Origin of the sequence: Ornithinimicrobium pulveris (assembly GCF_050261105.1) — a bacterium.
GTDB lineage: Bacteria > Actinomycetota > Actinomycetes > Actinomycetales > Dermatophilaceae > Ornithinicoccus.
Window position 1 is genome coordinate 622,095 of sequence record NZ_CP189837.1, and the last position, 23,176, is coordinate 645,270.

Consider the following 23,176-nt stretch of genomic DNA (forward strand, 5'->3'; position numbering starts at 1 on the left):
CCTACGCCAGCGGCACCTCGTCAACCCCCAGTGTCGGGCGCAGCACCAGGTCCGCGATCGCGTCGTGCCCGTCGGCCGGCACCTCGGGCAGCACCTCATGGTCGTGCACGCACGCCACGACCGGCGCCCCACCGGACAGCGCCCGCGCCCGCGGCAGCGTCCAGTCGTAGTAGCCACCGCCCTGCCCCAGCCGCACCCCGGCCCGCGAGATCGCCAGCGCCGGGACGAGGAACAGGTCGACCCCGGTCAGCACCTCCTCGCCGAGCGGCGTCCGGTCCGGGTCGGCCAGGTCGGCCCAGCCCAACCGCGGTCGTTCCAGGGTGATGGGCACCAGCACCCGCACCCCCAGCTCCTGCAGCGCGCGGGTCAGCCCGTCCACCGGCGGCTCGGTGCGCATCGGCTCGAAGGCCGTCACGCACAGCCCGGTGAGGTCCGCGCGGTCCTGGGACACGGCATACCGGCGCATCAGGTCCACCCCGGAGGCGGCGAGCGAGCGCGCCAGCTCCTCGCGCCGTCCCTCCTCCCAGCCGTCGACGAGTTCGCGGCGGGCAGCACGCACCAGGGCGCGCCAGGTGATCTTGTCGGCGGCGACGTCGCCGCTGCTGCGGTACGTCGGCAGCTCGGGCGAGGACGGGGTCGGGGGCTGCTCCACGTCCCCCATTGTGGGGTCGCTGGCTAGGCTGGGGCGCGTCCCCGAGCAGAAAGGTCATTCGATGATCTCCGTCGAGGAGCACCTCGAGAGCATCCTGAGCCAGATCCGTCCCGTCGCGACCGTCACGCTGCCGGTCCCGCAGGCCCACGGGCTGGTCACCGTCGACGACGTCCGCAGCCTGGCCGACCTGCCGCGCTTCGACAACTCCTCGATGGATGGGTATGCCGTGCGCCGGGCCGACCTGGAGGGCGTCACCTCCGAGGAGGTCAGGTTGCTGCCCGTGGCCGGGGACATCGCGGCCGGCGCCGGGCAGCCGCGCCGGCTGGAGCCGGGGAGCGCCTACCGGATCATGACCGGGGCCCCGATCCCCACCGGCGCCGACGCGGTCGTGCGGGTCGAGGACACGGACGGTCACCCTCGGGAGGCGCAGTTCCGGGTCGAGCCGGACAATGGCGCCAACATCCGGCGGGCAGGGGAGGACCTCAAGCGCGGCGACGTCGTGGTGCCGGCCGGGACCAAGTTGGCGGCGCCGCAGATCGCCGCGCTGATCTCGGCGGGCGTGACCGAGGTCGAGGTCGTCGGGCCGGTCCGGGTGGCGGTGCTCTCGACCGGGGATGAGCTGGTGCCCTTCGGGTCGGCCGACGGGGAGCTGGGTGCCGGGCAGATCATCGACTCGAACGGGCCCATGCTCGAGGCGCTGGTGCGCGAGGCCGGGTGCTACCCGGTCTTCGTCGGGCACCTGGCCGACGACGAGGGCGAGACCCGCAAGGAGATCAAGCGCCTGGCGCAGGAGTGCGACGCGATCATCACCACCGGTGGGGTGAGCAAGGGCGCCTACGACATCGTCAAGAAGGTGCTCGACGGCGAAGGCACGATGGAGTTCGTCGAGGTCGCCATGCAGCCGGGAAAGCCGCAGGGCTTCGGCGTGCTGGGCAAGGGAGACAAGGGGGTGCCGGTCTTCACGCTGCCGGGCAACCCGGTGAGCACGCTGGTCAGCTTCGAGGTCTTCGTGCGCCCGGCGTTGGAGCGCCGCGGCGGCCGTCGCAGCAGCGAGGGCTCGGCGGTGGGCTACGCGACGCGCTCCTGGACATGCTCCAAGGACCGCGCGACCTACACCCGGGTGCGCCTCATCCGGGACGAGACCGGAGGGTATGCCGTGGAGCCGGCCGGCGGATCCGGGTCCCATCTGCTGGGTGGGCTGGCGATGGCGGATGCGCTCGCGGTCTCGCCGCCGGAGGTCGAGGAGGTCGAGACCGGCGCCGAGGTGGAGTTGATGCTGCTCCGGCCGCGGCGGGAGATCGACGCTCGGCTGGAGGCCGAGGTGGAGGAGCTGCGGCGCTCCGACGAGGAGAACGCGGATTGAGCGGCCCGCCGGATGGGCTGACGCACCTGCGGGGTGACGGCACGGCGCACATGGTGGACGTGAGCGCCAAGGACGTCACCGTGCGGACGGCCTCGGCCGCGGGCCGGGTGCTGCTGTCGCCGGCAGCGGTCGCTGCGCTCAGGGAAGGAACGGTGCCCAAGGGCGATGCGCTCGGGACGGCTCGGATCGCGGGGATCCAGGCGGCCAAGCGCACGCCCGACCTGGTGCCGCTGTGCCATCCCATCGCCATCCATGCGGTGGAGGTCGACCTGATCGTGGCCGATGACGGGGTGGACATCACCGCGACGGTGCGGACCGCGGACCGCACCGGCGTGGAGATGGAGGCGCTGACCTGCGTGAGCGTGGCCGCGCTCGCCCTGATCGACATGGTCAAGGCGGTGGACAAGCTGGCCACGATCACCGAGGTGCGGGTGACCGCCAAGTCCGGTGGGCGCTCGGGTGAGTGGACCCGCGAGGGCGAGGTCTAGGTGGTCTGGACCTGGCCGGTGCGGGTGGAGGTTGCGCTGCCCGACGGTCGGTCGCTGGTGCTGCGTCCGCTGGCCCGCCGGGATCGACGGGCGTGGGATGAGATCAGGCAGCGCAATGTCGAGTGGCTGACGCCGTGGGAGGCGGGAGCGCCGGAACGCCAGGCGAGGGCCGACCACATGATCACCCCCTTCCATCGGCTGCGGCGGGCCTGGGACCGGGCGGGACGGGACGGCCTGATGCTGCCGCTCGTGATCGAGGTCGATGGCCGCCTCGTGGGCACCATGCACCTGTTCGACGTGATGTGGGGCTCGCGTCGGGCGGCCTGGGCCGGGTACTGGTTGGCGCAGTCCGAGACCGGGCGCGGCGTCGCGACCTGGGCGCTGGCCACGCTCGTCGACCACGCCATCCAGGACGTGGGCCTGCACCGGGTCGAGGTCGCGATCCGCCCGGAGAACACGCGCAGCATCGCCGTGGTGCAGCGGCTGCGGCTGCCCGAGGAGGGCCCGGCCCGAGGCTTGATGTATGTCGACGGAGACTGGCGCGACCACCGGATCTTCGCGGTGGTCGCCGAGGACCTGGAGGCGGGAGGCTATGCGCCCGGGGGCCTGCTGCGGCTGCTGCGCGGCTGACAACACGGCTGACAGCGCGGCTGGGCGCGGCTCGTCACCCGAGTCACACTGGAAACTTCCGCGACACTCCGAGTGCCTGACCGGAACCCTTCCAGCGTCCGCCTAACGTGAGGCACGTGCCCGTCAGCAGCCTGATCTTCGTCGTCATCCTGGCTGTGTGGGCTGTCTATCTGGTGCAGCACTGGGTGCGTCGCCGCGATCACCTTGCGACAGCCCGGTCCGTGGACCGCTTCTCGGAGTCGATGCGGGTGCTGGAGCGGCGTCGCACGCTGCCCCGCCCGGACCTGTCGGAGCCGGCGCCGCGCTCCTACTCCGTCTCCCCGCTGCGTCCCGCTCGGCCCGAGGTCGTGGTCAAGCGCGGGGCGCACGTGGTCCTGCCGAGCGCTGCTCAGCGGACTGCTCGGCTGGCCGTGAAGCTGCGTTTCGGCACCCTGCTACTGGGATCGGTGGCGATGGTGACGCTCGTCGGCCTCTCGATCGCGGGGGTGCTGGCCGAGTGGGGCTACTTCGCGGGCATCGGGGCCATGGTGCTGGCCCTCGGGCTGGTGCGGCTGTCGACCTCGCAGGAAAAGGCCAGGCGCCGCCGCGCGGCTCGGGCACGTCGTGGGGTGTCGAGCTCGGCCACGCCCACTCGCAGGCCCGAGGCGACGCCGTCGCCCGCACCCGCCAAGACGTCCTCCCGCAACGCGGGCGCCAACCCCACCCGTCGCCCTCAGCGTGCGCAGCCGGCGGAGAACGTCGAGTCGGTCGCCAGCGTCCAGGCCACCGAGCGCGACCACGCCTTTGCTCGGCAGTCCGTCGCCGCCACGACCCGCACAGCCCGCCGCAGTGTGCTGGCCGCCCAGCTCTACGACATCGACCGGGTCGAGGCCAGCCTCGCTGCCGACGCGGCACCCATGGCCCCGGACCACGACGCGGCAGCGGGTGACGAGGGCGACAACCTCGCCGCCGTGGCGCCGGCCGGGCACTGGTCAGCACCGCGCGAGGAGACGCCGGAACCGGGCGCCTGGCAGCCTGTGCCCGTCCCGCCTCCGACCTACACGCTCAAGGCCCGCGCCGCGCGCGCGACCGTCTCGAGCTCTCCGGCCGGCTCGACCCACCTGCCGGCGGACGGCTCGGAGATGGCTCTCGACGAGGAGTTCGAGGACCTGCCGCGCGTCGACCGCGTCGGCTGAGCGGCGCGAGCCGATACCCCCGCAATTGACCTCCCAACCTTCACCCCACACCGCAGCCGACACCCCAGCACGTAGGCCCCCACCCCAGCACGAAGGCCCGGTCCCAAGCGGGACCGGGCCTTACCGGTGGAGCTGAGGGGATTCGAACCCCTGGCCTTCTCATTGCGAACGAGACGCGCTACCAACTGCGCCACAGCCCCGTGTGCGGCTACCTACTATACACCGGCGCCGACGGTGCTCCGTCCGGCTGCGGGCCGGACCCGCTGGTCAGGATAGGCTCGGCCGGGGAGCGAATAGAGGAGGAACGATGGCGGTCAACATGCGGGGACGCAGCCTGCTGTCCCTGGTCGAGGAGTCGCCGGCCGAGGTGCGCTATCTGATCGACCTCGCCTATGACCTCAAGCGGGCCAAGCACAGCCGCCAGGAGCGACAGTTGCTCGTCGGCAAGACGGTCGCGCTCGTCTTCGAGAAGACCTCGACCCGCACCCGCGCAGCCTTCGAGGTGGCCGCCGCCGACCAGGGCGCCACGACCACCTTCCTGGACCCCAAGAGCACCCAGATCGGGCACAAGGAGTCGATCAAGGACACCGCCCGCGTCCTCGGCCGGATGTATGACGCGATCCAGTACCGCGGCTCCAGCCAGGCCAAGGTCGAGGAGCTGGCCGAGTTCTCCGGTGTCCCCGTCTACAACGGGCTGACGGACGACTGGCACCCCACCCAGATGCTGGCCGACGCCCTGACGATGGCCGAGCACAGCCACAAGCACCGCCACGAGATCAGCTACGCCTACGTCGGCGATGCCCGCAACAACATGGGCCACTCGCTGCTGCTGCTCGGCGCCAAGATGGGGATGGACGTGCGGATCGGCGCGCCCACCGCCTTCCAGCCGCGCGCCGATGTCGTCGAGCTGTGCGAGCAGGTCGCAGCCGAGACCGGCGCCCAGCTCACCATCACCGAGGATCCCGTCGAGGCTGTCCGCGGCGTCGACTTCGTGCACACGGACGTCTGGGTCTCGATGGGGGAGCCTGTGGAGGCCTGGGATGAGCGGATCGAGGCCCTCCTGCCCTATCAGGTCAACAGCGAGCTGATGGCGGCCACCGACAACCCGGAGGCGCGGTTCATGCACTGCCTGCCCGCCTTCCACGACACCGACACCCAGGTGGGACAGGAACTGATGGATCAGCACCCCGAGCTCGTCGGTGGCCTGGAAGTCACCGACGAGGTCTTCGAGTCGCCGGCGAGCATCGTCTTCGACCAGGCCGAGAACCGATTGCACACGATCAAGGCGCTGATGGTCGCCACCCTGGCATGAGCGTCGTCCAGGACGACCCGAGGACGGGCCAGCCCGGGGTGGGCGAGCCGGTGGCCGAGGACCTGCGGCTGCGCGAGCCCGCCAACCGCGTCAGCCCCCGCGCGGTGAACTACTGGGTGATCAACGGCTTCATCGGTGGCGTGATCGGCTGGGCGGTGATGTTCACCATCTACTCGGTCGTGCCGGAGTCCTGGCGCACCTGGCTCGGGCCGATCTTCATCCTGATCATGATCTCCAACCTGCTCGATGTGACGCTCGAGCCGATCATCCGCTACAAGCGCACGCGCTGGGAGGTCACCGGCGAACGGGTCTTCGCCCAGACTGGGTGGCTCTCGCGGGACCAGCGGATCGCGCCGCTGTCGCGGGTGCAGACCGTGGACACCCACCGGGGGGCGATCATGCGGCTCTTCCGGCTCGCGAATGTCACCGTCACCACGGCGTCCGCCGCCGGCCCGATCACGCTGCCCTGCCTGGACACCGACCTGGCTGACCGGGTCACCGCGGACCTGGCCAGGGTGACCGGCCAGACGCACGGCGACGCGACGTGAGCACGCCCGACCTTCCCCCGCCGTCCGGTCCGCCGGTGGTCCCCGCCCGGCCCAGTATGCCGTCACCCCCCTCCGCGCAGCCGGTGCCAGAGGGTGCGGGCGAGCGTGCTCCGGCCGGGTGGGCCCCGCCCAGTGGACCGCCGGCACAGGTGCCGCTCGGTCCGCCCGAGGGGGTGGGGCTGCAGGAGGCCGACCCGGAGGGGTGGCGCCGGTTGAGCTCGCGGATGCTGCTCGTCCACCCCGTCCGCACCCTGTGGTCGATGGCCTTCCCGCTGCTGATCGCGATCTTCGCGGGACAACGGGGGAGCGCGCAGGGCAGCAACTGGTGGCTCTGGATCGCCGTCGCCGGTGCCGTGGTCGCCCTGGTCGCCGGAATGATGACCTGGTTCATCACCCGCTATCGGTTCACGCCGGAACAGCTGCAGCTGCGCACCGGCCTGCTGAGTCGGCGCACGCTGACGGCGCCGCTGGACCGCATCCGCAGCGTCGACATCGAGTCCACCCCGATCCACCGGGTGCTGGGGTTGGCGAAGGTGGCCGTCGGCACCGGCGTGGACAGCAGCCGGATCGAGTTGGACGGCTTGACCCAGGAGCAGGCTGCCGAGTTGCGGGTCTACCTGCTGGAGCGGTCCAAGGAGGTCAGTTCCTCGGCCGACAAGGCGGCCAGCACAACGGGGGACTCCGTCGCCGCGGAGGGGCAGCCCCACCCGGCGCCCGCGCAAGGTGCCGGTGCGGGAGGGACGGGGGACACGACATACCAGGGGGGCGCGGAGCGCGAGCTCGCCCGGATCAACTGGAGCTGGCTGCGGTTCGCCCCTTTTAGCCTGTCCAGCCTGGTCGTCGTCGCGGGTGCGGTGGGTGTGCTCTTCCAGTTCGGTGACGACCTGCCCATCGACCAGCTCGAGGTGGCTCAGGACGCGTGGGCGTGGATCGTCGCCCAGGCGGTCCTGGTCCTGGTGGCGAGCCTGGCCATCGTCGTGGTGATCGGTTGGGTGCTGCTGTCGACCGCGTCGTACGTGCTCAACTGGTGGAACCTACGGCTGGTGAGCGAGGCCAATGGCAACCTGCGGGTGACCCGGGGGCTGCTCACCACCCGCAGCCAGACGATCGAGCGCGCCAAGGTGCGCGGTGTGCAGATGAGCGAGCCCTTCCTGCTGCGTTTCGTCACCGGTGCCGAGCTCACCGCGATCGCGACCGGTGTCGGTGGCGCGGGGACGGCTCGGGTGCTGCCGCCGGCGCCCCGGAAGGTGGTCGAAGAGGTCGGGCATGACCTGCTCGAGGAGGATGGTCCGCTCACGATGGCGCTGCGGGGCCACGGCCCGCGGGCCCGGCGGCGGATGCACGTCAGTCATCAGTGGGGGACGCTCTTCCTGACCGCGCTGGTCGCCGTGCCGACCTACCTGCTGCCGTGGGAGTTCTTCCAGGGCTGGCCGTGGTGGATCCCGGTCGCGGTCCTGGTGGGCTTCGGGCTGCTGAACGCGGTGATCGCCGAGGCGGGGTGGCGCAATCTCGGGCACGGGTTGACCGAGGAGCACCTGGTGGTTCAGACCGGTGCCGTGGTGCGGACCCGTGAGGTGCTCGAACGGGCCGGGATCATCGGCTGGGTGGTGCACCAGAGCTTCTTCCAGCGCCGCCTGGGGCTGGCCGATCTCACCGCGACCACCGCGGCGGGCGGCGAGCAGGTCGTGGCGCCGAACATGCCGGTCGAGCTGGCCGTGGACCTCGCCGATCGGGCGACCCCGGGAATGTTGACGGACTTCACGACGTCGTGATGTCTATGAACGAGCAGCACCAGCCCGAGGAGCCCACCTTCATCGCCCTGCCCGACGATGCGGGCCTGGATGACCATGCGCGTTATGACCGGGCGACCTTCGCCTTCGAGACCAAGGACTATGGGCGCGCCGCCGATCTGCTTGAGCCGCTCGTGGAGAGCACGCCGGGCAATGCCGAGCTGATGCTCCTGCTCGCGCGCAGCTATTACCACGCCGCCCGGCTCGGTCCGGCGGAGACGGTGGCCCGCGAGATGGTGGAGCGCTGGCCGACGGACGCCTACGCCCACCTCCTGCTGGCCCGTACCCTGCAGCGAGCGGGTCGGGCGCAGGAGGGCGCGGTCTTCCTCAAGATGGCCGAGGCGATGGGGCTGGACACCTAAGGCCCGAAAGGGGGGGATGTCGCGGTGCGGAAGGACATCCAGGCCCTGCGGGCCGTCGCGGTGCTCGCCGTGGTCCTGTGGCATGCCGAGGTGCCGGGGTGGGGCGGCGGTTTCGTCGGGGTCGACGTCTTCCTGGTCGTCTCCGGCTTCCTGATGACCAGGATCCTGGTGCGGGATCTTGAGGAGCGCGGCCGCCCGCGCCTCGGGCGCTTCTTCGTGCGCCGCGCCCGCCGGCTGCTCCCGGCGGCCGGACTCGTGCTCGCGGTGACCGCGGTCCTGACCTGGGCGCTGCTGCCGGTGACGATCTGGCGCAGCACCGGGTGGGACATCCTGGCGAGCATCGCCTATGTCTCCAACTGGCGGTTCGCCTGGACCTCGACCGACTACCTCGCGGCCGAGAGCCTGCCCAGTCCGGTGCAGCACTACTGGTCGCTGTCGGTGGAGGAGCAGTTCTATCTCGTGCTGCCGCTCGTGCTGCTCGTCGTCGGTCTGGTCATCCGAGGTGGGTCAGCTCGTCGGCGCGCGCTGGCCGTCGCCGGGATGGCGCTGGCGCTGCTCGGCATCCCCTCGCTGATCGCCTCGGTCGCCAGTGCCTTCGGGGACCCCGACGGGTCGCAGTACTTCTGGACAACGCTGCGGCTGTGGGAGCTCGCGCTCGGCGGTGTCGTCGCGCTGCTGGTGATGGTGGTCCCCGTCCGTATGTCGCCCGGTTGGCTGAGGTGGTCGGCCTTCGGGATCGGCTCGGCGGCGATCGTCGGGGCGATCGTCCTGACACCGACGACGATGGCCTTCCCGGGCTGGGTGGCGCTGATCCCCACGCTGGGGACCGCGCTGGTGCTGTGGGCGGACGCGGACGAGCTCGGGGTGGCGGGCAGCCCGTTGGCGGCCTGGCCGGTGCAGCGGCTGGGTGACATCTCCTACTCGCTCTATCTGTGGCACTGGCCGCTCCTCGTGGTGGCGTTGGTCCGCTGGCCTGAGTCGCGGCTCGCGATCGTGGCGGCGGTGGCGCTCGCCGTCGTGCTGGCCGCGCTCACCTGGAGCCAGGTCGAGGAACGGGTCCGAGCCGGGAGGACGCGCGGGCGCCACGCCCGTTCCGCGGCGCCCCGTCTGCGTGCGCGCGGTCGCGCCGCACCATCCACGGGAGCTCGCCGCTCGGGGGCGGGGCCGGGCCTCGCGGTCATCGCCTTCACGGCCGCGGCGCTGGTGATGGGTGCTTCGCTGATCCCGGCGGGACGGACCGGACCGGTGACGGCGGGGCCGGTGACCGTGGAGACGTCGCCTTCACCCCACCCCTGGCCCGCGCGAGCGAGGACCACTTCGCGCCCTACTACGAGACTGGTTGCCGACCGGAGGAGCGGGACGCTGAGGTGCGCGTGTGCTCCTTCGGCGCCGACGACCCTACGGATGGCGGGGCGTCGCCGCGGATCGCGCTGATCGGTGACTCGCATGCGGTGATGTGGGCACCTGGCCTGGTCGCCGCGGCCGAGCAGGAGGGGTGGCGGGTGGACCTCATGGGCAAACCGGCCTGCCCACCCACGACCCAGGTGGTCTCCTTCGCCAGGGCACCCTTCCGAGCGTGCGAGGACTGGGTGGCGGCGATGCGGGCCGAGCTGGCGGCGGACCCGCCGGACCTGGTCGTCCTCGGGCTCTCCCCCCGGTATGTCGTGGCCGGCAGCGATGTCAGCGACGGGGCTGACCCGGAGCGGCCCACCGAGGGGTTCCGCACCCTGCTCCTCGAGCTGCTCGAGGAAGGTCAGCAGGTGGCGGTGATCTCGACCGCTCCCTCCTTCGAGAGCTCGGTGCCGGACTGTCTGGCTCTCCCTGGCGGATCGATCCAGAGTTGCAGCCGCCCGCTGGCCGAGATCCGCAACGAGCAGTGGCCGACCGAGATCGCCCGCGAGGTGCCCGGAGTCACCGTGCTCGACCTGGTTCCGCTGGTCTGCCCTGAGGAGACGTGCACTGTCGTCCGGGACGGCATGCTGCTGTGGTCCGACGGTGCGCACCTGACGGCGACCTTCTCGACCAGCCTCGCTCCGGGGTGGGTCGAACTCCTGCGACCGCTCCTCACCGACCCTGCGTCCTGACCGCGGCCAGGTCACCTCAAGCGCCGCCCTAGTTCCAGAAGTCGAACCACAGCCGCAGATCCCATTGCTGGCGGGGGATCACGACCGCGGCGTGCACGGGGTAGAACCACACGAACCAGGCCAGGGCCAGCGCGAGATAGATCACGACCGCGACCGCTCCCCACCGCCGCCGCTCACGGGAGGCGTTCGCCGACCCGAGCGCCAGGCCCAGGCAGGCGACGACGACGAGCACCAACCAGGGCACGAACGCCACCGCGTAGAAGCTGTAGATGGTCCGGGTCTGATAGAGGAACCACGGCAGCCAGCCCGCGATGATCCCCGACAGCGCCGCGCCGGCCCGCCAGTCTCGCCCGAGCAGCCAGAGGAAGGCGACGATGAGCATCCCGATCGTCGCGCCCCACCAGATAAAGATGTTGCCGAGCGAGGCGATGTAGTCGACGCAGTTGTCCACCTGGCAGCCCTGCTCGCCCTGGCTCGGCCACTGCGCGTAGAACAGGGTGGGCCGCCACTGCACGGTCCAGCTCCAGGGGTTGGAGCTCCACTTGTGCTCGTTCTGCAGTCCGACGTGGAAGGTCATCATCTCCACGTGATAGGCCCACAGCGAGCGCACGGGGTCCGGGACGAGGTCCGCGAGGTTGCCCGCCGCAGCCGGGTTGTCCACGGCCCACTGCCGTTTCCACCCGCCCTGGGTGGCGAACCACCCGGCCCAGGTTGCGACATACGTGACCACAGCGGTGGGAACCATGGTCAGGAACGCCGGTATGCCGTCGCGCACCACGGTGCCGACGAACCAGTTGGGCGCGCCGGCGGCGCGGCGGGCGCCCATGTCCCACCAGACGGTGAGCAGGCCGAAGGCGGCGAGGAAGTACAGGCCCGACCACTTCGTGCCGATGCACAGCCCGAGGCTGACTGCGGCGGCCAGCCGCCACCAGCGAAAGCCCAGGCCCGGTCCCCACCGGCGTCGGGCAGCCGAGATCTTCCCCGTGCCGTCGCGCGCCGTGGCTCGATCCCACCGTTCGGCGAGACGTCTGCGGCCCTGCTCGCGGTCCAGGAGGAGGAAGAGGAAGGCGAGCAGCGCCCACCACATGACGAAGATGTCGAGCAGGCCGATCCGCGACTGGGCGAAGTGGTGGCCGTCCACGGCCAGCAGGAGGGAGGCCGAGATCGCGAGGAGCGCGTTCTTCCAGAGCAGCCAGGCGACCCGGCCAAGGAGGAGGATCGACAGGGTGCCGATCACAGCGGAGGAGACGCGCCAGCTGAACGAGTGCTCCGGGCCGAAGAGCAGCTGCCCGGCCGCGATCATCCACTTGCCGACAGGGGGGTGGACGACCAGGTCCGGGCTGGTCCCGAAGACGTCGGGGGTGCCGGCGGTGAAGAGCGCGTCCGGTTCCTCCAGACCTGCCCGCACCTTCATCTCGACGCCGTGCAGGGCCATCGACCAGGCCTGCTTGACGTAATAGGTCTCGTCGAAGACCAGGCGACCGGGGGTGCCGAGGCGCCAGAACCGGATGGCCCCGCCGAGCAGGGTCACCACGAGGATGCCGATCCAGGCGATCCGGTTGGCCCGCGCAAGATCTGCGGGCGGCGCACCGAGCAGGCGCGCCCGCAGTGACTCCATACGGGGCATGGTAGGTGGTGCAACCGAGAGGTTCTGGACGGTGTCGCCCGCCCCGACCGACCACCCGGGGCGGGTTTAGAGCATGGCGGTTTGTCGAAAAAGCGCTGGTGGAGGGCAGTAGTAGAGTCCGGTTCGTGGCCACTACAACTGCTCCTGCGCGCGGATCCCGGACTGGTCCGCCCAGCATCCTGTTGAAGACGATCGTGGCTGCCACCGGCCTGTTCTTCGTCTTCTTCCTGTTGATGCACATGTACGGCAACCTGCAGATCCTGCTTGGTCGGGAGGCGTTCGACGACTACGCCCACCACCTCCGGGTGCTGGGCGAGGGGATGATCCCGGAGAAGGGGGCCCTGTGGGCCTTCCGCCTGCTGCTGATCGCCTCGCTGATCTTGCACGTGTGGGCCACGATGACGCTGTGGCGCCGCGCCGGCAATGCCCGGACGACGCGCTATGCGGGCAAGAAGAAGGCGAGCTACGGCGGCGTCTACGCCCATGCGATGCGCTGGGGCGGCCTGGCGATCCTGCTCTTCGTGATCTTCCACATCATGCACTTCACGACGCAGACGATCACCTTCGACTACGGGACGCACCATAGCCCCGCCGCGCGGGTGGTCGACGCCTTCAGCAACCCGCTCGTCGTGATCATCTACGTGCTCGCGATGCTCGCGGTGGGGATGCACCTGCTGCACGGGCTGTGGGGCGCGGCGATGACGCTGGGCCTGAACACCTCGCTCAAGCGCGCCGAGCAGATCCGGTTCGTCTCGATCCTGGTGGCCACGATCATCGTGATCGGCTTCCTGATCCCGCCCTTCGCCATCCTCTTCGGCCTCGTCGACTAAGGACCTGTGACACCAGATGACTGACACGCTGATCGACGGCCTCTACCGCGAGGGAGAGCCGATCGCCGACACGAAGGCGCCCGCGGGGGACATCGCCACCAAGTGGACGACCCGCAAGTTCGACGCCGCCCTGGTCAACCCGGCCAACCGCCGCAAGCTCTCGGTGATCATCGTGGGCACCGGCCTGGCCGGCGCCGCCGCCGGGGCGACCCTGGGCGAGGCGGGCTACCACGTGAAGTCCTTCTGCTACCAGGACAGCCCGCGCCGCGCGCACTCGATCGCAGCCCAGGGCGGGATCAACGCCGCCAAGAACTACAAGGGCGACGGCGACTCGATCTACCGCCTCTTCTACGACACGGTCAAGGGTGGGGACTACCGCTCCCGCGAGACCAACGTCTACCGGCTGGCCGAGGTCAGCGCCGACATCATCGACCAGTGCGTGGCCCAGGGTGTGCCCTTCGCCCGCGAGTACGGCGGTCTGCTGGACAACCGGTCCTTCGGTGGTGTCCAGGTGTCGCGCACCTTCTACGCCCGTGGCCAGACGGGTCAGCAGCTGCTGATCGGTGCCTACCAGGCGCTGGAGCGTCAGGTCGCCGCCGGCACCGTGGAGATGTACGCCCGGCACGAGATGCTCGAGCTGATCGTGGTGGATGGACAGGCCCGCGGCATCATCGCCCGCGACATGGTCACCGGCGAGATCGAGACCCACCTCGCCGACGCGGTCGTGCTGGCCTCCGGGGGCTACGGCAACGTCTTCTTCCTGTCGACCAACGCGATGGGCTGCAATGTCACCGCCGCCTGGCGGGCGCACCGCAAGGGTGCCTACTTCGGCAACCCCTGCTACACCCAGATCCACCCGACCTGCATCCCGCAGTCCGGTGACCACCAGTCCAAGCTGACCCTGATGAGCGAGTCGTTGCGTAATGACGGCCGCATCTGGGTGCCCAAGAAGGCCGAGGACTGCGACAAGGACCCGCGCGAGATCCCCGAGGAGGACCGCGACTACTACCTGGAGCGGATCTACCCCGGTTTCGGCAATCTGGTCCCCCGTGACATCGCCTCCCGTCAGGCCAAGAACATGTGCGACGAGGGTCGCGGCGTCGGCCCGGAGGTCGACGGTTCCCGCCGCGGCGTCTACCTCGACTTCGCCGAGGCGATCGAGCGGATGGGCGAGGACACCGTGCGCTCCAAGTACGGCAACCTCTTCGACATGTACGAGCGCATCACCGGGGAGAACCCCTATGAGGTGCCGATGCGCATCTACCCGGCCGTGCACTACACGATGGGCGGCCTGTGGGTGGACTATGACCTGCAGTCCACGATCCCGGGTCTGTTCGTCACCGGCGAGGCCAACTTCTCCGACCACGGCGCGAACAGGCTCGGTGCCTCGGCGCTGATGCAGGGCCTGGCGGACGGCTACTTCGTGCTGCCGAACACCATCCGCGACTACCTGGCCAAGGGCCCCTTCGGCACGCTCGAGGAGGACCACCCCGAGGTCAAGGCGGCGCGCGACGACGTCGCCGGCCGGGTCGAGCACCTGCTGACGGTCAACGGCACCCGATCGGTCGACTCCTACCACAAGGCGCTCGGCAAGATCATGTGGGAGAAGTGCGGCATGGAGCGCACCGACGAGGGCCTGCGCGAGGCGATCGAGGAGATCCGCGCGCTGCGGACCGACTTCTGGCAGAACGTGCGCGTGCTCGGCGCCGCCGACACCCTCAACCAGTCGCTGGAGAAGGCCGGACGCGTGGCCGACTTCCTCGAGCTGGGCGAGCTGATGTGCATCGACGCGCTGCACCGCCGCGAGTCCTGCGGTGGCCACTTCCGCGCCGAGTCCCAGACCGAGGATGGCGAGGCGCTGCGCCACGACGACGAGTTCGCCTACGTGGCGGCCTGGGAGTGGGGCGGTGACGGCGGCTCGCCGATCCTGCACAAGGAAGACCTGGAGTACGAGTTCATCGAGCTCAAGCAGAGGAGCTACAAGTGAGGGTCTCGCTGAAGATCTGGCGCCAGGACGGCCCGTCCGACAAGGGCCGCATGGTGTCTTACCCGATGGACGACGTCTCCGAGGACAGTTCGTTCCTGGAGATGCTCGACCTGCTCAACGAGCACCTCACCGAGCAGGGTGAGGAGCCGGTCGCCTTCGACTCCGACTGTCGTGAGGGCATCTGCGGCACCTGTGGCGTGGTCATCAACGGCGAGGCCCACGGGCCGGAGCGGACGACGACCTGCCAGCTGCACATGCGCTCGTTCAAGGACGGTGACGAGATCGTCATCGAGCCGTGGCGCGCCGACCCCTTCCCGGTCATCAAGGACCTGGTGGTCGACCGCACCGCCTTCGACCGGATCATCCAGGCCGGTGGCTTCATCTCGGCCAACACCGGCGCGGCCCCGGACGCCCACGCGGCCCCGGTGCCGAAGGTCGCCGCCGACCGGGCCTTCATGGCGGCCGAGTGCATCGGCTGTGGTGCCTGCGTCGCGGCCTGCCCCAACGCCGCCGGCATGCTCTTCATGGGTGCCAAGATCACCCACCTGGGCGAGCTGCCGCAGGGCCAGCCCGAGCGTGACGCCCGGGTGGTGGCGATGACCGAGCAGCACGACCTCGAGGGTTTTGGTGGCTGCACCAACCTCGGCGAGTGCAGCCGCGCCTGCCCCAAGGGCATCCCGCTCAACGTCATCTCGCAGATGAACTCCGACCTGCGCCGCGCCGGCTTCGGTCTCTGAGCGGTCGATCCCTGAACGGTCGGTCTCTGAGCGGTCGAGCGGTGGGCGCGCCGGAGGGGACCCTCGTCCTCGCCGCGACGCCGATCGGTGACTCCCGCGACGCCAGCCCCCGCCTGCTCGATGAGCTGGCGGGGGCTGGCGTCGTCGCCGCCGAGGACACCCGCCGGCTGAGGCGGCTGACCGACCGGCTCGGGGTGAGCGTGACCGGCGAGGTGGTCAGCTATCACGAGCACAACGAGGCGTCCCGCACGCCGGAACTGGTCGAGCGGATCGCCGCCGGGGATCGGGTCCTGCTGGTGACCGACGCCGGTATGCCGTCAGTCTCCGACCCCGGGTACCGCCTGGTGAGCGCCTGTGTCGAGGCCGACCTCCGGGTGACCTGCGTGCCGGGTCCGTCGGCGGTGCTGATGTCGCTGGCGGTGAGCGGGCTGCCCGTGGACCGGTTCTGCTTCGAGGGCTTCCTGCCGCGCAAGGCTGGGGAGCGTGGGAGCGTGCTGGCCGAGCTGGCGCAGGAGCCGCGGACGATGGTCTTCTTCGAGGCGCCGCACCGGGTGGCGCAGACGCTCGCGGCGATGGCGCAGGCGTTCGGGCCAGACCGGCCAGGCGCGGTCTGCCGGGAGTTGACCAAGACCTATGAGGAGGTCCGCCGCGGCGGCCTGGGAGAGCTCGCGGACTGGGCGCAGGACGGGGTCAAGGGCGAGATCACCATCGTGGTGCAGGGACGGGATGCCTCGGCCGGCCCCACCCACGGCGAGGTGGACGTCATACCGGAGATCCTGGCGAGAACCGCGGCTGGGGAACGGCTCAAGGATGTCTGTCGGCAGATCGCGGGGCGGACCGGGCTCTCCGCACGCGACCTCTACGAGGCGGCGGTCGCCGCTCGGTGAGCCCCGGCCTATTGTGCGCGGGGCCGGGGTGGGGCACACTACGCGCGTGAACCGGCGACAGCGCTCCAGCGGCATGAACACCCTGATCACCGTGCTCGCGGGCCTCGTCGGCGGGGTGATCGCGTGGTTTGTGGCGGGCTGGGCGACCACCTCCATCCTGCCTGCCTCGGATGCCGAGATGCAGCTCTCCGACATGCTGTTGACCTTCGCCTTCGCGGCCGGTGGCGGTCTGCTGGGCGTGATGACCGGCTGGCTGATCCAAGGGCGTCGCGCCAAGGGGCTGGGCGGGATCACCGCCATCGTGAGCTTCCTCGGGGCGGTCGGCGGGACCCTTGCCTGGGCCCGGCAGGCCAACGAGTCGGACCCCACCGGGCTCTATCTGGTGGGGGCCATCCTAATGCTGGGCGTCGGGCTGATCGGCCTGGTCGCGGTCAACGGGATGCTGGCCGCCCTGCTGCGGCACCAGTCGATCGAGGAGGAAGAGCTCGCCCCCTGACTGGCCTCGCACCAGAGCGCCCGATCGGGAACCCTGCTGGACGTCCAGTCGTCGGTTCAGTACCCCGCCGACGACATGATTTCGTCGCGGCGACGACGCCGACGGTAGCCGCGCCGCCACAGCGCAAACAGACCCCACAGCAGGATCAGGAGCAGGAAGATCACCAGCACCGGCAGGAAGATCGCCACCAGCGAGAGGGTCAGCGAGACACCGTCCTCAGCGCTTGAGACCAGGGGGGCGCCTACCCCGGCGGTGCCCGCGTTGACGACGGGACGGGTGACCGCCTTGCCGGTGTGCACGATGCCGGCGGTGATGATGCCGAGCAGGACCCCGATCCAGGGGTTGTCCGCCATGAAGCTGGAGCCGCGCTCAAAGTCCTCCGCCGCCGTCGACGCGGCGAAGATCAGACCGCCGGTCGCCGGCCGCACGAAGGTGCCGACCGCGTCATTGATGCTGTCGACGACGGCGACCTTGTCCAGGATGAACTCGGAGGCCAGCAGGACCGCGGCGATGCCGATCGCCCACCAGGACTCGATCCAGGCGTACTGATGGGGCAGGTTGATGACGTCGGTGAACTTCGCCACCAGCGCGACCAGGATGAAGGGGATGTAGGCGTTGAGCCCGGCCGCGGCCGACAGGCCTGCCCCCGTGAGTGCAGCGAGCATGTGCTTCCTCGCCTCGTCTTTCTGCTCGGCGGCTCCCGGCGGGAACCGTCTGCCAAGTCAACCACGCACGGGGGCGGACCTGTTCCCGCGACTCAACCTTTCGGCATACCGGGACGTTGGTGGGGTGTGAACACGGATGAGGTGGCCTGATGCGGGCCGAGCACGAGGCTGAGTTCGTCGACTTCGTCGACGCGGCCTCCCCGCGGCTGCTGACCAGCGCCTGGATGCTCACCGGTGACCCGGGGAGCGCGGAGGAGCTGGTGCAGGAGGCGTTGGAACGGGTCTACGTCAGGTGGACGCGGCTGCGCGGCGGGCACCCGACCGCGTACGCCCGCCGGGTGATGAGCAATCTGCACACCGACACCTGGCGCAAGCGGCGCCGGGAGGTGCTCACCGAGGCGCCGCCGGAGCAGTTCGGCGGCTCCGAGCCCTCGTCCTCGACCGTCGACCTGATTCGTGCGCTGCAGCAGTTGCCCACTCGCGAACGCGAGTGCGTGGTGCTGCGGCACTACCTGGACCTGTCCGAGAAGGATGCCGCGGACGCCCTCGGCGTCTCGGTGGGCACGGTCAAGAGCTCAACCTCGCGCGGCCTCGCCGGCCTGCGCGCCCTGCTTCTGGAGGAGGAGACCCATGTCTGACCGTGATGTGCTGACGATCCTGGACCGCGCGGCCGCGGAGGCGCCGCGGATGCACCTGGAGGCGGGCGAGGTGGTCCGCGGAGGTCGCCGCAAGGTGGTCCGCCGGCGGGCGACCGGAGCCGGTATGGCGATTGGTGGGCTCGCGCTCGCCGGTGCCGTCTGGGCGGGGCTCGGGGGCAGCGGGCTGCTCGGTGCCTCGCAGGACGGCGGTCCGGCCGGCCAGCCGACGACCGGGGTGGAGTCAGAGGTGGATGGCTCGGTCGATGGAGCCCGTGCCGATCGGCAGGGGCCGGTGCCCGACCGCCAGGGCTGGCTCCCCGCTCCGGAGAAGGTGGAGCTGGACGACCGGCTGGCGCTCGCCGACGGTGCGGCGATCACGCTGACTGTCAGCAATGGTGAGGTGATGGCGACCGATCTGGACGGCGGGACATTCCGGACCGACCTGTCGATGCGCGGGGACGGGCAGGTGCGGACGGCGATGATCGGCGAGCGGCCGGTGGTGATGGTGGACGGCTGGACGCCCAGCGATGCGGCGTCCCTGCGGGTGGGTGTGCCCGGGGATCCGATGCAGGGCGCGGGAGCTGTCGACTGGCAGGAGCCGCTGGATGCCGCCTTCGTGATGGTGCCGGATGCCTCGGGCGGTGAGCGGCCGTTCCTGGCGCTGTCGGTGGAGGGCCGCGAGGCCCTGGGCGAGGCCTTCGTCGGTGAGGAGCTCGCTGATGGACGGGTGTATCAGGCCGTCGGCGTGGGGGCCGGTGAGAGCACGGTCGCTGGTGGCGGGGAGAGTGCCGGTCCCGGTGCGCTCGAGGGGCTGTCCTTCTCGATCAACGCCGATACCCTCGAGGTGGACGGGGTGGCGAGGGGAGGGGAGTTGCTGGAGCAGGTGAACCCGCAGCCGTGGCAGCCGGTCGGAGCGTGGCAGGATCTGGACGGCGCGACCCTGGTGATCGGCGAGACCGGGTCCGTCGGCCCTGTGGTCGTGGTGACCGAGGGTGCCGGTGATCGCGTCCAGGTCGGGCAGGACCAGGTGACCGAGTCCGGGCTGGTGAGCTCTGGTGGTGGTCGGACCTTCGCCATCGAGCGGGTGCCGGCAGGCACCCGGGTGGTCGGGTTGGCCCGGCAAGACGTGCGGGCTCTCGAGGATGGCATCGGCAACACGTGGTCGTTCCTGGGCGTGACGGAGCAGGAGCACTACGTCTTGGACGGTGGTGAGGCGGTGGTCGCGACCGACGGGACCGACCGGAGCGTGCTGCTGGTGAGCGGTCGGGCGGTCGGTGGCACGGACGAGGGTGGCCTGGGTGATGGCGAGCTGCCGAGGGCGACCGGGGTCGATCAGGAGGCAGTGGCCTACCTGATCGATGACCGGACGGCGATGGTGGTGGCGCTGGTGAGCGACCCGACGCAGGCGGACCCGGTGCTGTCCAATGGTGCGACGAGTACTGAGGGCGGCACGCAGGCGCAGCGACCCGCTCCCGGCCGGCCCGCGCTCGTGTTCAGCACGGTGCGGGTGCCGGAGGGTGTCGACCTGACGCGCGAGGACCTGTCCACCTACGTGTCCGGCTTCGACCAGGACGGTGACGGGGTAGTGGATCTACGGCTCCAGGGCTGAGCCGCCGATCAAAAGGTTGACTGCCACTTCCGTTGAGCAGCTGCTCCCCAAGCCTGCTGCCGCTCGAGCGAGTTAGGACCGAGCACCCGAGTTCGTCGGGACCCAGCGCTTAAGTGTGTCAGGACTGAGCGCCCAAGTTGGTGAGGACGGATGGGCGCACGCGAGGGGTGGTCAGGACGGTGGAGGAAGTGCGGTGGCGCTTGAGGCGCCGCCGCACTTTCGCTGTTCGCGATCGGCGCTGAGCAGCCGACTTGCAGGGCTGTCCTCACCTCCGCTTTGCCGTTATCCACATCCCCTTGGTCGAGGGCCCCTTCGGGACTGTGGTTGTGGACATGTGTCGGGTATGTCGGAGGTGTGTTCTAGGGTGGGTGGTAGTTCAGGAAGAGGGGCTTTCTGGATGGTCCCGGTCTAGTGGAGGGAAGCGGGGTGAGGGGTGGTGGTGACTCAGCCAGAGCGTGAGCCAGAGGAGCGTGAACAGCCAGGGCGTGAGCGGCCAGGGCGTGATGAGCGTGCTGCGGTCGAGCGTGAGCGGGCGGACTGGGATGAGGTGCTTGGGTTCCTACCAGCAGCTGCTGACGAAACCACCCTGGCTGCCGTCGTCGATGAGGGCTCTGATGGTGGCGATGCAGAACCGGCGTCGGCGGGCGATCAGCACCCTGATACCTCCTCTAGCTCCCGCGGTGGTCCCAAGCCGAGCGAGTCAGAACAGGCCTCCCCGGACCAACTCCTAGCGCGCGAGGGTGACGACGGCGGGTCCTGTCCGGTGGCGGCTGGTGACCCGGGGGCTGGACCGGATCCGGTGGCGGTCGCGATTGCTGGGCTGGAGGGTCTGGGTGTGGAGGCGGGGGCTGCGCAGCGGTGGGTGGGGGCGATCTGTGCTCAGGTCGCTGCTGATGGGACCGAGGCCGTCGGGGTGCCGGTGCCGGCTACCGCCGGGGATGTGTTGGCGGGGATGGCAGCGATGCGGCGCGCGCAGTGCGAGCTGGAGGCCGCGTTGCTGGTCTCCACCCAGGACCTGGTCATGACCGCGGGCAGTGCCCTGCTGGCCCGACGCGGGGTAGAGGACCCGGGTGCGATGTCTAAGAGCGCGCACCAGTCCTGGCGGGCAGACACCAAGTCCGCGGTCGCTGGGGAGCTGAGCGTGTTGTCTGGGATCGGTACCTGGGAAGCCCGTCAACAGGTCGCCCTGGCCACCGTCCCGGGATCGGTCCGTTCCCACCTGCTCGGCGCGCTGCGCCGCGGCGAGATCGCCCGCAAGCACATCATCACTTTCCAGGCCGACACCCGGCGCTTGTCCGTGGAGCAGGCAGCACGGGTGTCGCTGGTGATGTTCGGCACCGACCAGGATGTCGCCGCTGTTGAACGCCTCGATGTCGACGGTGAACTCGAGCCCGGCAGGCCGTGGCATCAGGCCGAGTTCACAGCCGCGCTAGCACGCGAGATCACCCGCGCCAGCGCCGAGGACGAAGACGAAGCAGAGCGGGTCAGGGACGCCGCGCACGCCGCCCGCGATACCCGCCTGCAGATCGGGGATGAGGGTGTGGCGAACCTGATCGCCCAGTTCGGGACCGTCACCGGAATCGCGGTCATCACCCGCATCGATGACATGGCCCGCCGCGCCCGCAAAGGCGGCGACCCCCGCACCCTGGCCCAACTCCGCTCCGACATCACCGCCATCCTCCTCATCCACGGCACCCTCACCCTCCCCGGCCAACCCACACCCCACAACACCTGCCAGGACGACCGATGCGGCCAGGACAGCCGATGCGGCCAGGACGGCCGGTGCGGCCAGGACGGTCAGAGCGACGATGGTGATGACAGTGCCGGGGCCGGGGCCGGGTGCGGGTGCGGGTGTTCCTGCGCCAGCGCTGCCAGTGCCCAGGCCAGTGCCCAGGAGAGCCTGTTTGATGAGGTGATCACTCCCGAAGACGCCCACGCGTTGCGCGCGATCATCAACGCGACCCCGGCCGGCAAGGTCGAGCTCCTCATCCCCTGGGACACCCTCATCGGAGCCGTCTGCCCACACTGCACCACCCCCGTCACACACCCACCGGCCACCTCCCAGCACGAGAAGCACGAGAATCACGAAATGCCTGAGGAGAACCCTGCCCCCAAGGCCGGGGAGGACTCTGCCTCCGATGCTCAGGAGGACTCTGTCTCGGGTGCTGGGGAGGGCTCTGCCTCTATCCCTGGGAGCGAACCCGGGGTGGGCTCTGTCCCGGGTCCTGGGAAGGAATCCGTCCCGGGACCTGGGGAGGACTCTGCCCCCATCCCTGGCAGCGAACCCGGGGTGGGCACTGATCTGGATGGTCCGCACTCACGGTGCGCCCCTGGCGCACCCTGCCGGCCCGGGGACGGGACGATGCCACCCGCTGGGCGGCCGAGGGGGGTGGGGGAGTTGGTCGGGTGGAACTCGGGCTTCATCACCCCCCGGCAGGCCCGGCAGATCGTGCTCACCCCAGGATCGGTGCTCTCCCGGCTCTTGTACGACCCGGCCGACGGGCGCTGTATCGAACGCTCCACCGGCACCCGGTCACCCGATGCGCAGATGAAACGCCAGATCTGGGCCGCCGACAGGTACGGGCGCGGCCCTGGCTCGCGCCGCCCCGCCGACCGGTGCGAGATCGACCACGAGAAGGAATGGTCCACCCACGCCTGGACCGCCGAGATCAACCTGAACTCCAAAGAAGCCCTCGACCACGCCCGCAAGACCAAAAAGCTCTGGGCCTCGATCATGAACCGCCGCCGCGACCTCACCTGGACCACCCTGCTCGGCCAAATCGCCAGAACCCGCGGCCACGACTACCGCCAATACGCCGACCGCCTCACCACCAAGACCCCCTACAGCCCACCCGAACCCCCAGAAGAACCAGTCCCCGGGACACATCCCCGATACTCCGACCTGCTACGCCAGCGCAGCGAACAGGACCGAGCCGACCTGGCCCACCGCCGCGACCTGATCAACCAGCTCCTCTACGCCGCCCTGGTCCACCGCAGCCCCGGCGAACGCACCCAAGCCCACGATGACATCGTCGGCTCCGAGGACTGGCTCACCATCGAAGACTGGGGCCACCTGCACCACACCGACCACAACGGCCAACGACGCCCCGGCCCACCCCCCGACCACCCCACCCCAGAACAACTCCTCGACCTACCGGCCCAGCCGCCGCCCGGCCCCGAGCACACCAGCGCCGACGAGCCAGCCACCCCCTGGACCGACCACCAAGACAACCGCAACGACGACCCCCCACCCTTCTGAGCGGGGCGGCTCTGCGATACCCCGTCGCATCCGCCGT

At 70.3% G+C, this 23,176-nt stretch carries 21 protein-coding genes and 1 tRNA gene; 18 read left to right on the forward strand and 4 right to left on the reverse strand.

Annotation, left to right across the window (positions count from 1 at the left end):
* Nucleotide 1 precedes the first annotated feature (1 nt).
* Entirely contained in the window at nt 2-652 is a 651-nt protein-coding gene (locus tag ACQBAT_RS02875; RefSeq protein ID WP_420746954.1) for a 5-formyltetrahydrofolate cyclo-ligase, read from the reverse strand.
* A 61-nt stretch (nt 653-713) separates the two neighbouring features.
* Here ACQBAT_RS02875 and ACQBAT_RS02880 point away from each other — a divergent pair, with 61 nt between their 5' ends.
* The 4 genes from ACQBAT_RS02880 (at nt 714) to ACQBAT_RS02895 (ending at nt 4,308) form a co-directional block, all read left to right on the forward strand.
* Nucleotides 714-2,015: a molybdopterin-binding protein gene (locus tag ACQBAT_RS02880; RefSeq protein WP_420746953.1), complete on the forward strand. Its 1,302-nt coding sequence runs from the start codon at nt 714-716 to the stop codon at nt 2,013-2,015.
* A 50-nt stretch (nt 2,016-2,065) separates the two neighbouring features.
* The gene (gene moaC / locus ACQBAT_RS02885) at nt 2,066-2,503 is read left to right on the forward strand and encodes a cyclic pyranopterin monophosphate synthase MoaC (RefSeq protein ID WP_427197772.1); all 438 of its coding nucleotides are present in this window, start codon (nt 2,066-2,068) and stop codon (nt 2,501-2,503) included.
* On the forward strand, nt 2,504-3,133 hold the full coding sequence (locus ACQBAT_RS02890; protein ID WP_420746951.1) for a GNAT family N-acetyltransferase: 630 nt from the start codon (nt 2,504-2,506) through the stop codon (nt 3,131-3,133).
* A gap of 116 nt (nt 3,134-3,249) precedes the next feature.
* On the forward strand, nt 3,250-4,308 hold the full coding sequence (locus ACQBAT_RS02895) for a hypothetical protein (RefSeq protein WP_420746950.1): 1,059 nt from the start codon (nt 3,250-3,252) through the stop codon (nt 4,306-4,308).
* 127 nt (nt 4,309-4,435) lie between these two features.
* Here ACQBAT_RS02895 and ACQBAT_RS02900 read toward each other — a convergent pair.
* Nucleotides 4,436-4,508: transfer RNA gene (locus ACQBAT_RS02900), tRNA-Ala, on the reverse strand.
* Between the two features lie 107 nt (nt 4,509-4,615).
* On the opposite strand from ACQBAT_RS02900, the gene argF reads away from it, so the two are divergent.
* The 6 genes from argF to ACQBAT_RS02930 are packed head-to-tail and all read left to right on the forward strand — an operon-like array spanning nt 4,616 to nt 10,404.
* Nucleotides 4,616-5,620 (forward strand): ornithine carbamoyltransferase, encoded by a 1,005-nt coding sequence (argF, locus tag ACQBAT_RS02905; RefSeq protein WP_420746949.1) that lies wholly within the window; start codon nt 4,616-4,618, stop codon nt 5,618-5,620.
* Nucleotides 5,617-6,168, forward strand: coding sequence for a PH domain-containing protein (locus tag ACQBAT_RS02910; protein WP_420746948.1), 552 nt, complete (start codon nt 5,617-5,619; stop codon nt 6,166-6,168). Before argF ends, ACQBAT_RS02910 begins: the two co-directional genes overlap by 4 nt.
* On the forward strand, nt 6,165-7,940 hold the full coding sequence (locus ACQBAT_RS02915; RefSeq protein ID WP_420746947.1) for a PH domain-containing protein: 1,776 nt from the start codon (nt 6,165-6,167) through the stop codon (nt 7,938-7,940). Before ACQBAT_RS02910 ends, ACQBAT_RS02915 begins: the two co-directional genes overlap by 4 nt.
* 5 nt (nt 7,941-7,945) lie before the next feature.
* Nucleotides 7,946-8,320, forward strand: coding sequence for a tetratricopeptide repeat protein (locus ACQBAT_RS02920; protein ID WP_420746946.1), 375 nt, complete (start codon nt 7,946-7,948; stop codon nt 8,318-8,320).
* 24 nt (nt 8,321-8,344) lie between these two features.
* On the forward strand, nt 8,345-9,754 hold the full coding sequence (locus ACQBAT_RS02925; RefSeq protein ID WP_420746945.1) for an acyltransferase family protein: 1,410 nt from the start codon (nt 8,345-8,347) through the stop codon (nt 9,752-9,754).
* Nucleotides 9,694-10,404: an SGNH hydrolase domain-containing protein gene (locus tag ACQBAT_RS02930; protein WP_427197773.1), complete on the forward strand. Its 711-nt coding sequence runs from the start codon at nt 9,694-9,696 to the stop codon at nt 10,402-10,404. The genes ACQBAT_RS02925 and ACQBAT_RS02930 overlap by 61 nt, the downstream gene beginning before the upstream one ends.
* Before the next feature lie 28 nt (nt 10,405-10,432).
* On the opposite strand, the gene ACQBAT_RS02935 is transcribed toward ACQBAT_RS02930, so the two are convergent.
* Nucleotides 10,433-12,022 (reverse strand): dolichyl-phosphate-mannose--protein mannosyltransferase, encoded by a 1,590-nt coding sequence (locus tag ACQBAT_RS02935; protein WP_420746943.1) that lies wholly within the window; start codon nt 12,020-12,022, stop codon nt 10,433-10,435.
* A 134-nt stretch (nt 12,023-12,156) separates the two neighbouring features.
* On the opposite strand from ACQBAT_RS02935, the gene ACQBAT_RS02940 reads away from it, so the two are divergent.
* From ACQBAT_RS02940 to ACQBAT_RS02960, 5 genes are read left to right on the forward strand one after another with little or no spacing between them, the layout of a single operon-like run.
* Entirely contained in the window at nt 12,157-12,861 is a 705-nt protein-coding gene (locus ACQBAT_RS02940; RefSeq protein WP_420746942.1) for a succinate dehydrogenase cytochrome b subunit, read from the forward strand.
* Between the two features lie 16 nt (nt 12,862-12,877).
* On the forward strand, nt 12,878-14,848 hold the full coding sequence (locus ACQBAT_RS02945; RefSeq protein WP_420746941.1) for a fumarate reductase/succinate dehydrogenase flavoprotein subunit: 1,971 nt from the start codon (nt 12,878-12,880) through the stop codon (nt 14,846-14,848).
* Nucleotides 14,845-15,585, forward strand: a complete 741-nt coding sequence (locus ACQBAT_RS02950) for a succinate dehydrogenase/fumarate reductase iron-sulfur subunit (RefSeq protein ID WP_420746940.1) — start codon at nt 14,845-14,847, stop codon at nt 15,583-15,585. The genes ACQBAT_RS02945 and ACQBAT_RS02950 overlap by 4 nt, the downstream gene beginning before the upstream one ends.
* A gap of 41 nt (nt 15,586-15,626) precedes the next feature.
* Nucleotides 15,627-16,472, forward strand: a complete 846-nt coding sequence (gene rsmI / locus ACQBAT_RS02955) for a 16S rRNA (cytidine(1402)-2'-O)-methyltransferase (RefSeq protein ID WP_420746939.1) — start codon at nt 15,627-15,629, stop codon at nt 16,470-16,472.
* Nucleotides 16,473-16,518: 46 nt separating this feature from the next.
* Nucleotides 16,519-16,968, forward strand: coding sequence for a hypothetical protein (locus ACQBAT_RS02960; RefSeq protein ID WP_420746938.1), 450 nt, complete (start codon nt 16,519-16,521; stop codon nt 16,966-16,968).
* Nucleotides 16,969-17,024: 56 nt separating this feature from the next.
* On the opposite strand, the gene ACQBAT_RS02965 is transcribed toward ACQBAT_RS02960, so the two are convergent.
* Nucleotides 17,025-17,633: a DUF4126 domain-containing protein gene (locus tag ACQBAT_RS02965; protein WP_420746937.1), complete on the reverse strand. Its 609-nt coding sequence runs from the start codon at nt 17,631-17,633 to the stop codon at nt 17,025-17,027.
* Nucleotides 17,634-17,782: 149 nt separating this feature from the next.
* On the opposite strand from ACQBAT_RS02965, the gene ACQBAT_RS02970 reads away from it, so the two are divergent.
* From ACQBAT_RS02970 to ACQBAT_RS02980, 3 genes are all read left to right on the forward strand, one after another.
* Nucleotides 17,783-18,271: a SigE family RNA polymerase sigma factor gene (locus ACQBAT_RS02970; RefSeq protein WP_420746936.1), complete on the forward strand. Its 489-nt coding sequence runs from the start codon at nt 17,783-17,785 to the stop codon at nt 18,269-18,271.
* Complete coding sequence (locus tag ACQBAT_RS02975) at nt 18,264-19,880, forward strand: hypothetical protein (protein WP_420746935.1); 1,617 nt, start codon at nt 18,264-18,266, stop codon at nt 19,878-19,880. Before ACQBAT_RS02970 ends, ACQBAT_RS02975 begins: the two co-directional genes overlap by 8 nt.
* 799 nt (nt 19,881-20,679) lie before the next feature.
* Nucleotides 20,680-23,139: a hypothetical protein gene (locus ACQBAT_RS02980; protein ID WP_420746934.1), complete on the forward strand. Its 2,460-nt coding sequence runs from the start codon at nt 20,680-20,682 to the stop codon at nt 23,137-23,139.
* The last annotated feature ends 37 nt before the right edge of the window (nt 23,140-23,176 follow it).

Excerpts from the sequence above, each read along its gene's own strand:
- ACQBAT_RS02880 (WP_420746953.1), top strand. The coding sequence starts at position 714 with ATGATCTCCGTCGAGGAGCACCTCGAGAGCATCCTGAGCCAGATCCGT.
- moaC (WP_427197772.1), top strand. The coding sequence starts at position 2,066 with ATGGTGGACGTGAGCGCCAAGGACGTCACCGTGCGGACGGCCTCGGCC.
- argF (WP_420746949.1), top strand. The coding sequence starts at position 4,616 with ATGGCGGTCAACATGCGGGGACGCAGCCTGCTGTCCCTGGTCGAGGAG.
- ACQBAT_RS02910 (WP_420746948.1), top strand. The coding sequence starts at position 5,617 with ATGAGCGTCGTCCAGGACGACCCGAGGACGGGCCAGCCCGGGGTGGGC.
- ACQBAT_RS02920 (WP_420746946.1), top strand. The coding sequence starts at position 7,946 with ATGAACGAGCAGCACCAGCCCGAGGAGCCCACCTTCATCGCCCTGCCC.
- ACQBAT_RS02935 (WP_420746943.1), bottom strand. The coding sequence starts at position 12,022 with ATGGAGTCACTGCGGGCGCGCCTGCTCGGTGCGCCGCCCGCAGATCTT.
- ACQBAT_RS02945 (WP_420746941.1), top strand. The coding sequence starts at position 12,878 with ATGACTGACACGCTGATCGACGGCCTCTACCGCGAGGGAGAGCCGATC.
- ACQBAT_RS02965 (WP_420746937.1), bottom strand. The coding sequence starts at position 17,633 with ATGCTCGCTGCACTCACGGGGGCAGGCCTGTCGGCCGCGGCCGGGCTC.
- ACQBAT_RS02970 (WP_420746936.1), top strand. The coding sequence starts at position 17,783 with ATGCGGGCCGAGCACGAGGCTGAGTTCGTCGACTTCGTCGACGCGGCC.
- ACQBAT_RS02975 (WP_420746935.1), top strand. The coding sequence starts at position 18,264 with ATGTCTGACCGTGATGTGCTGACGATCCTGGACCGCGCGGCCGCGGAG.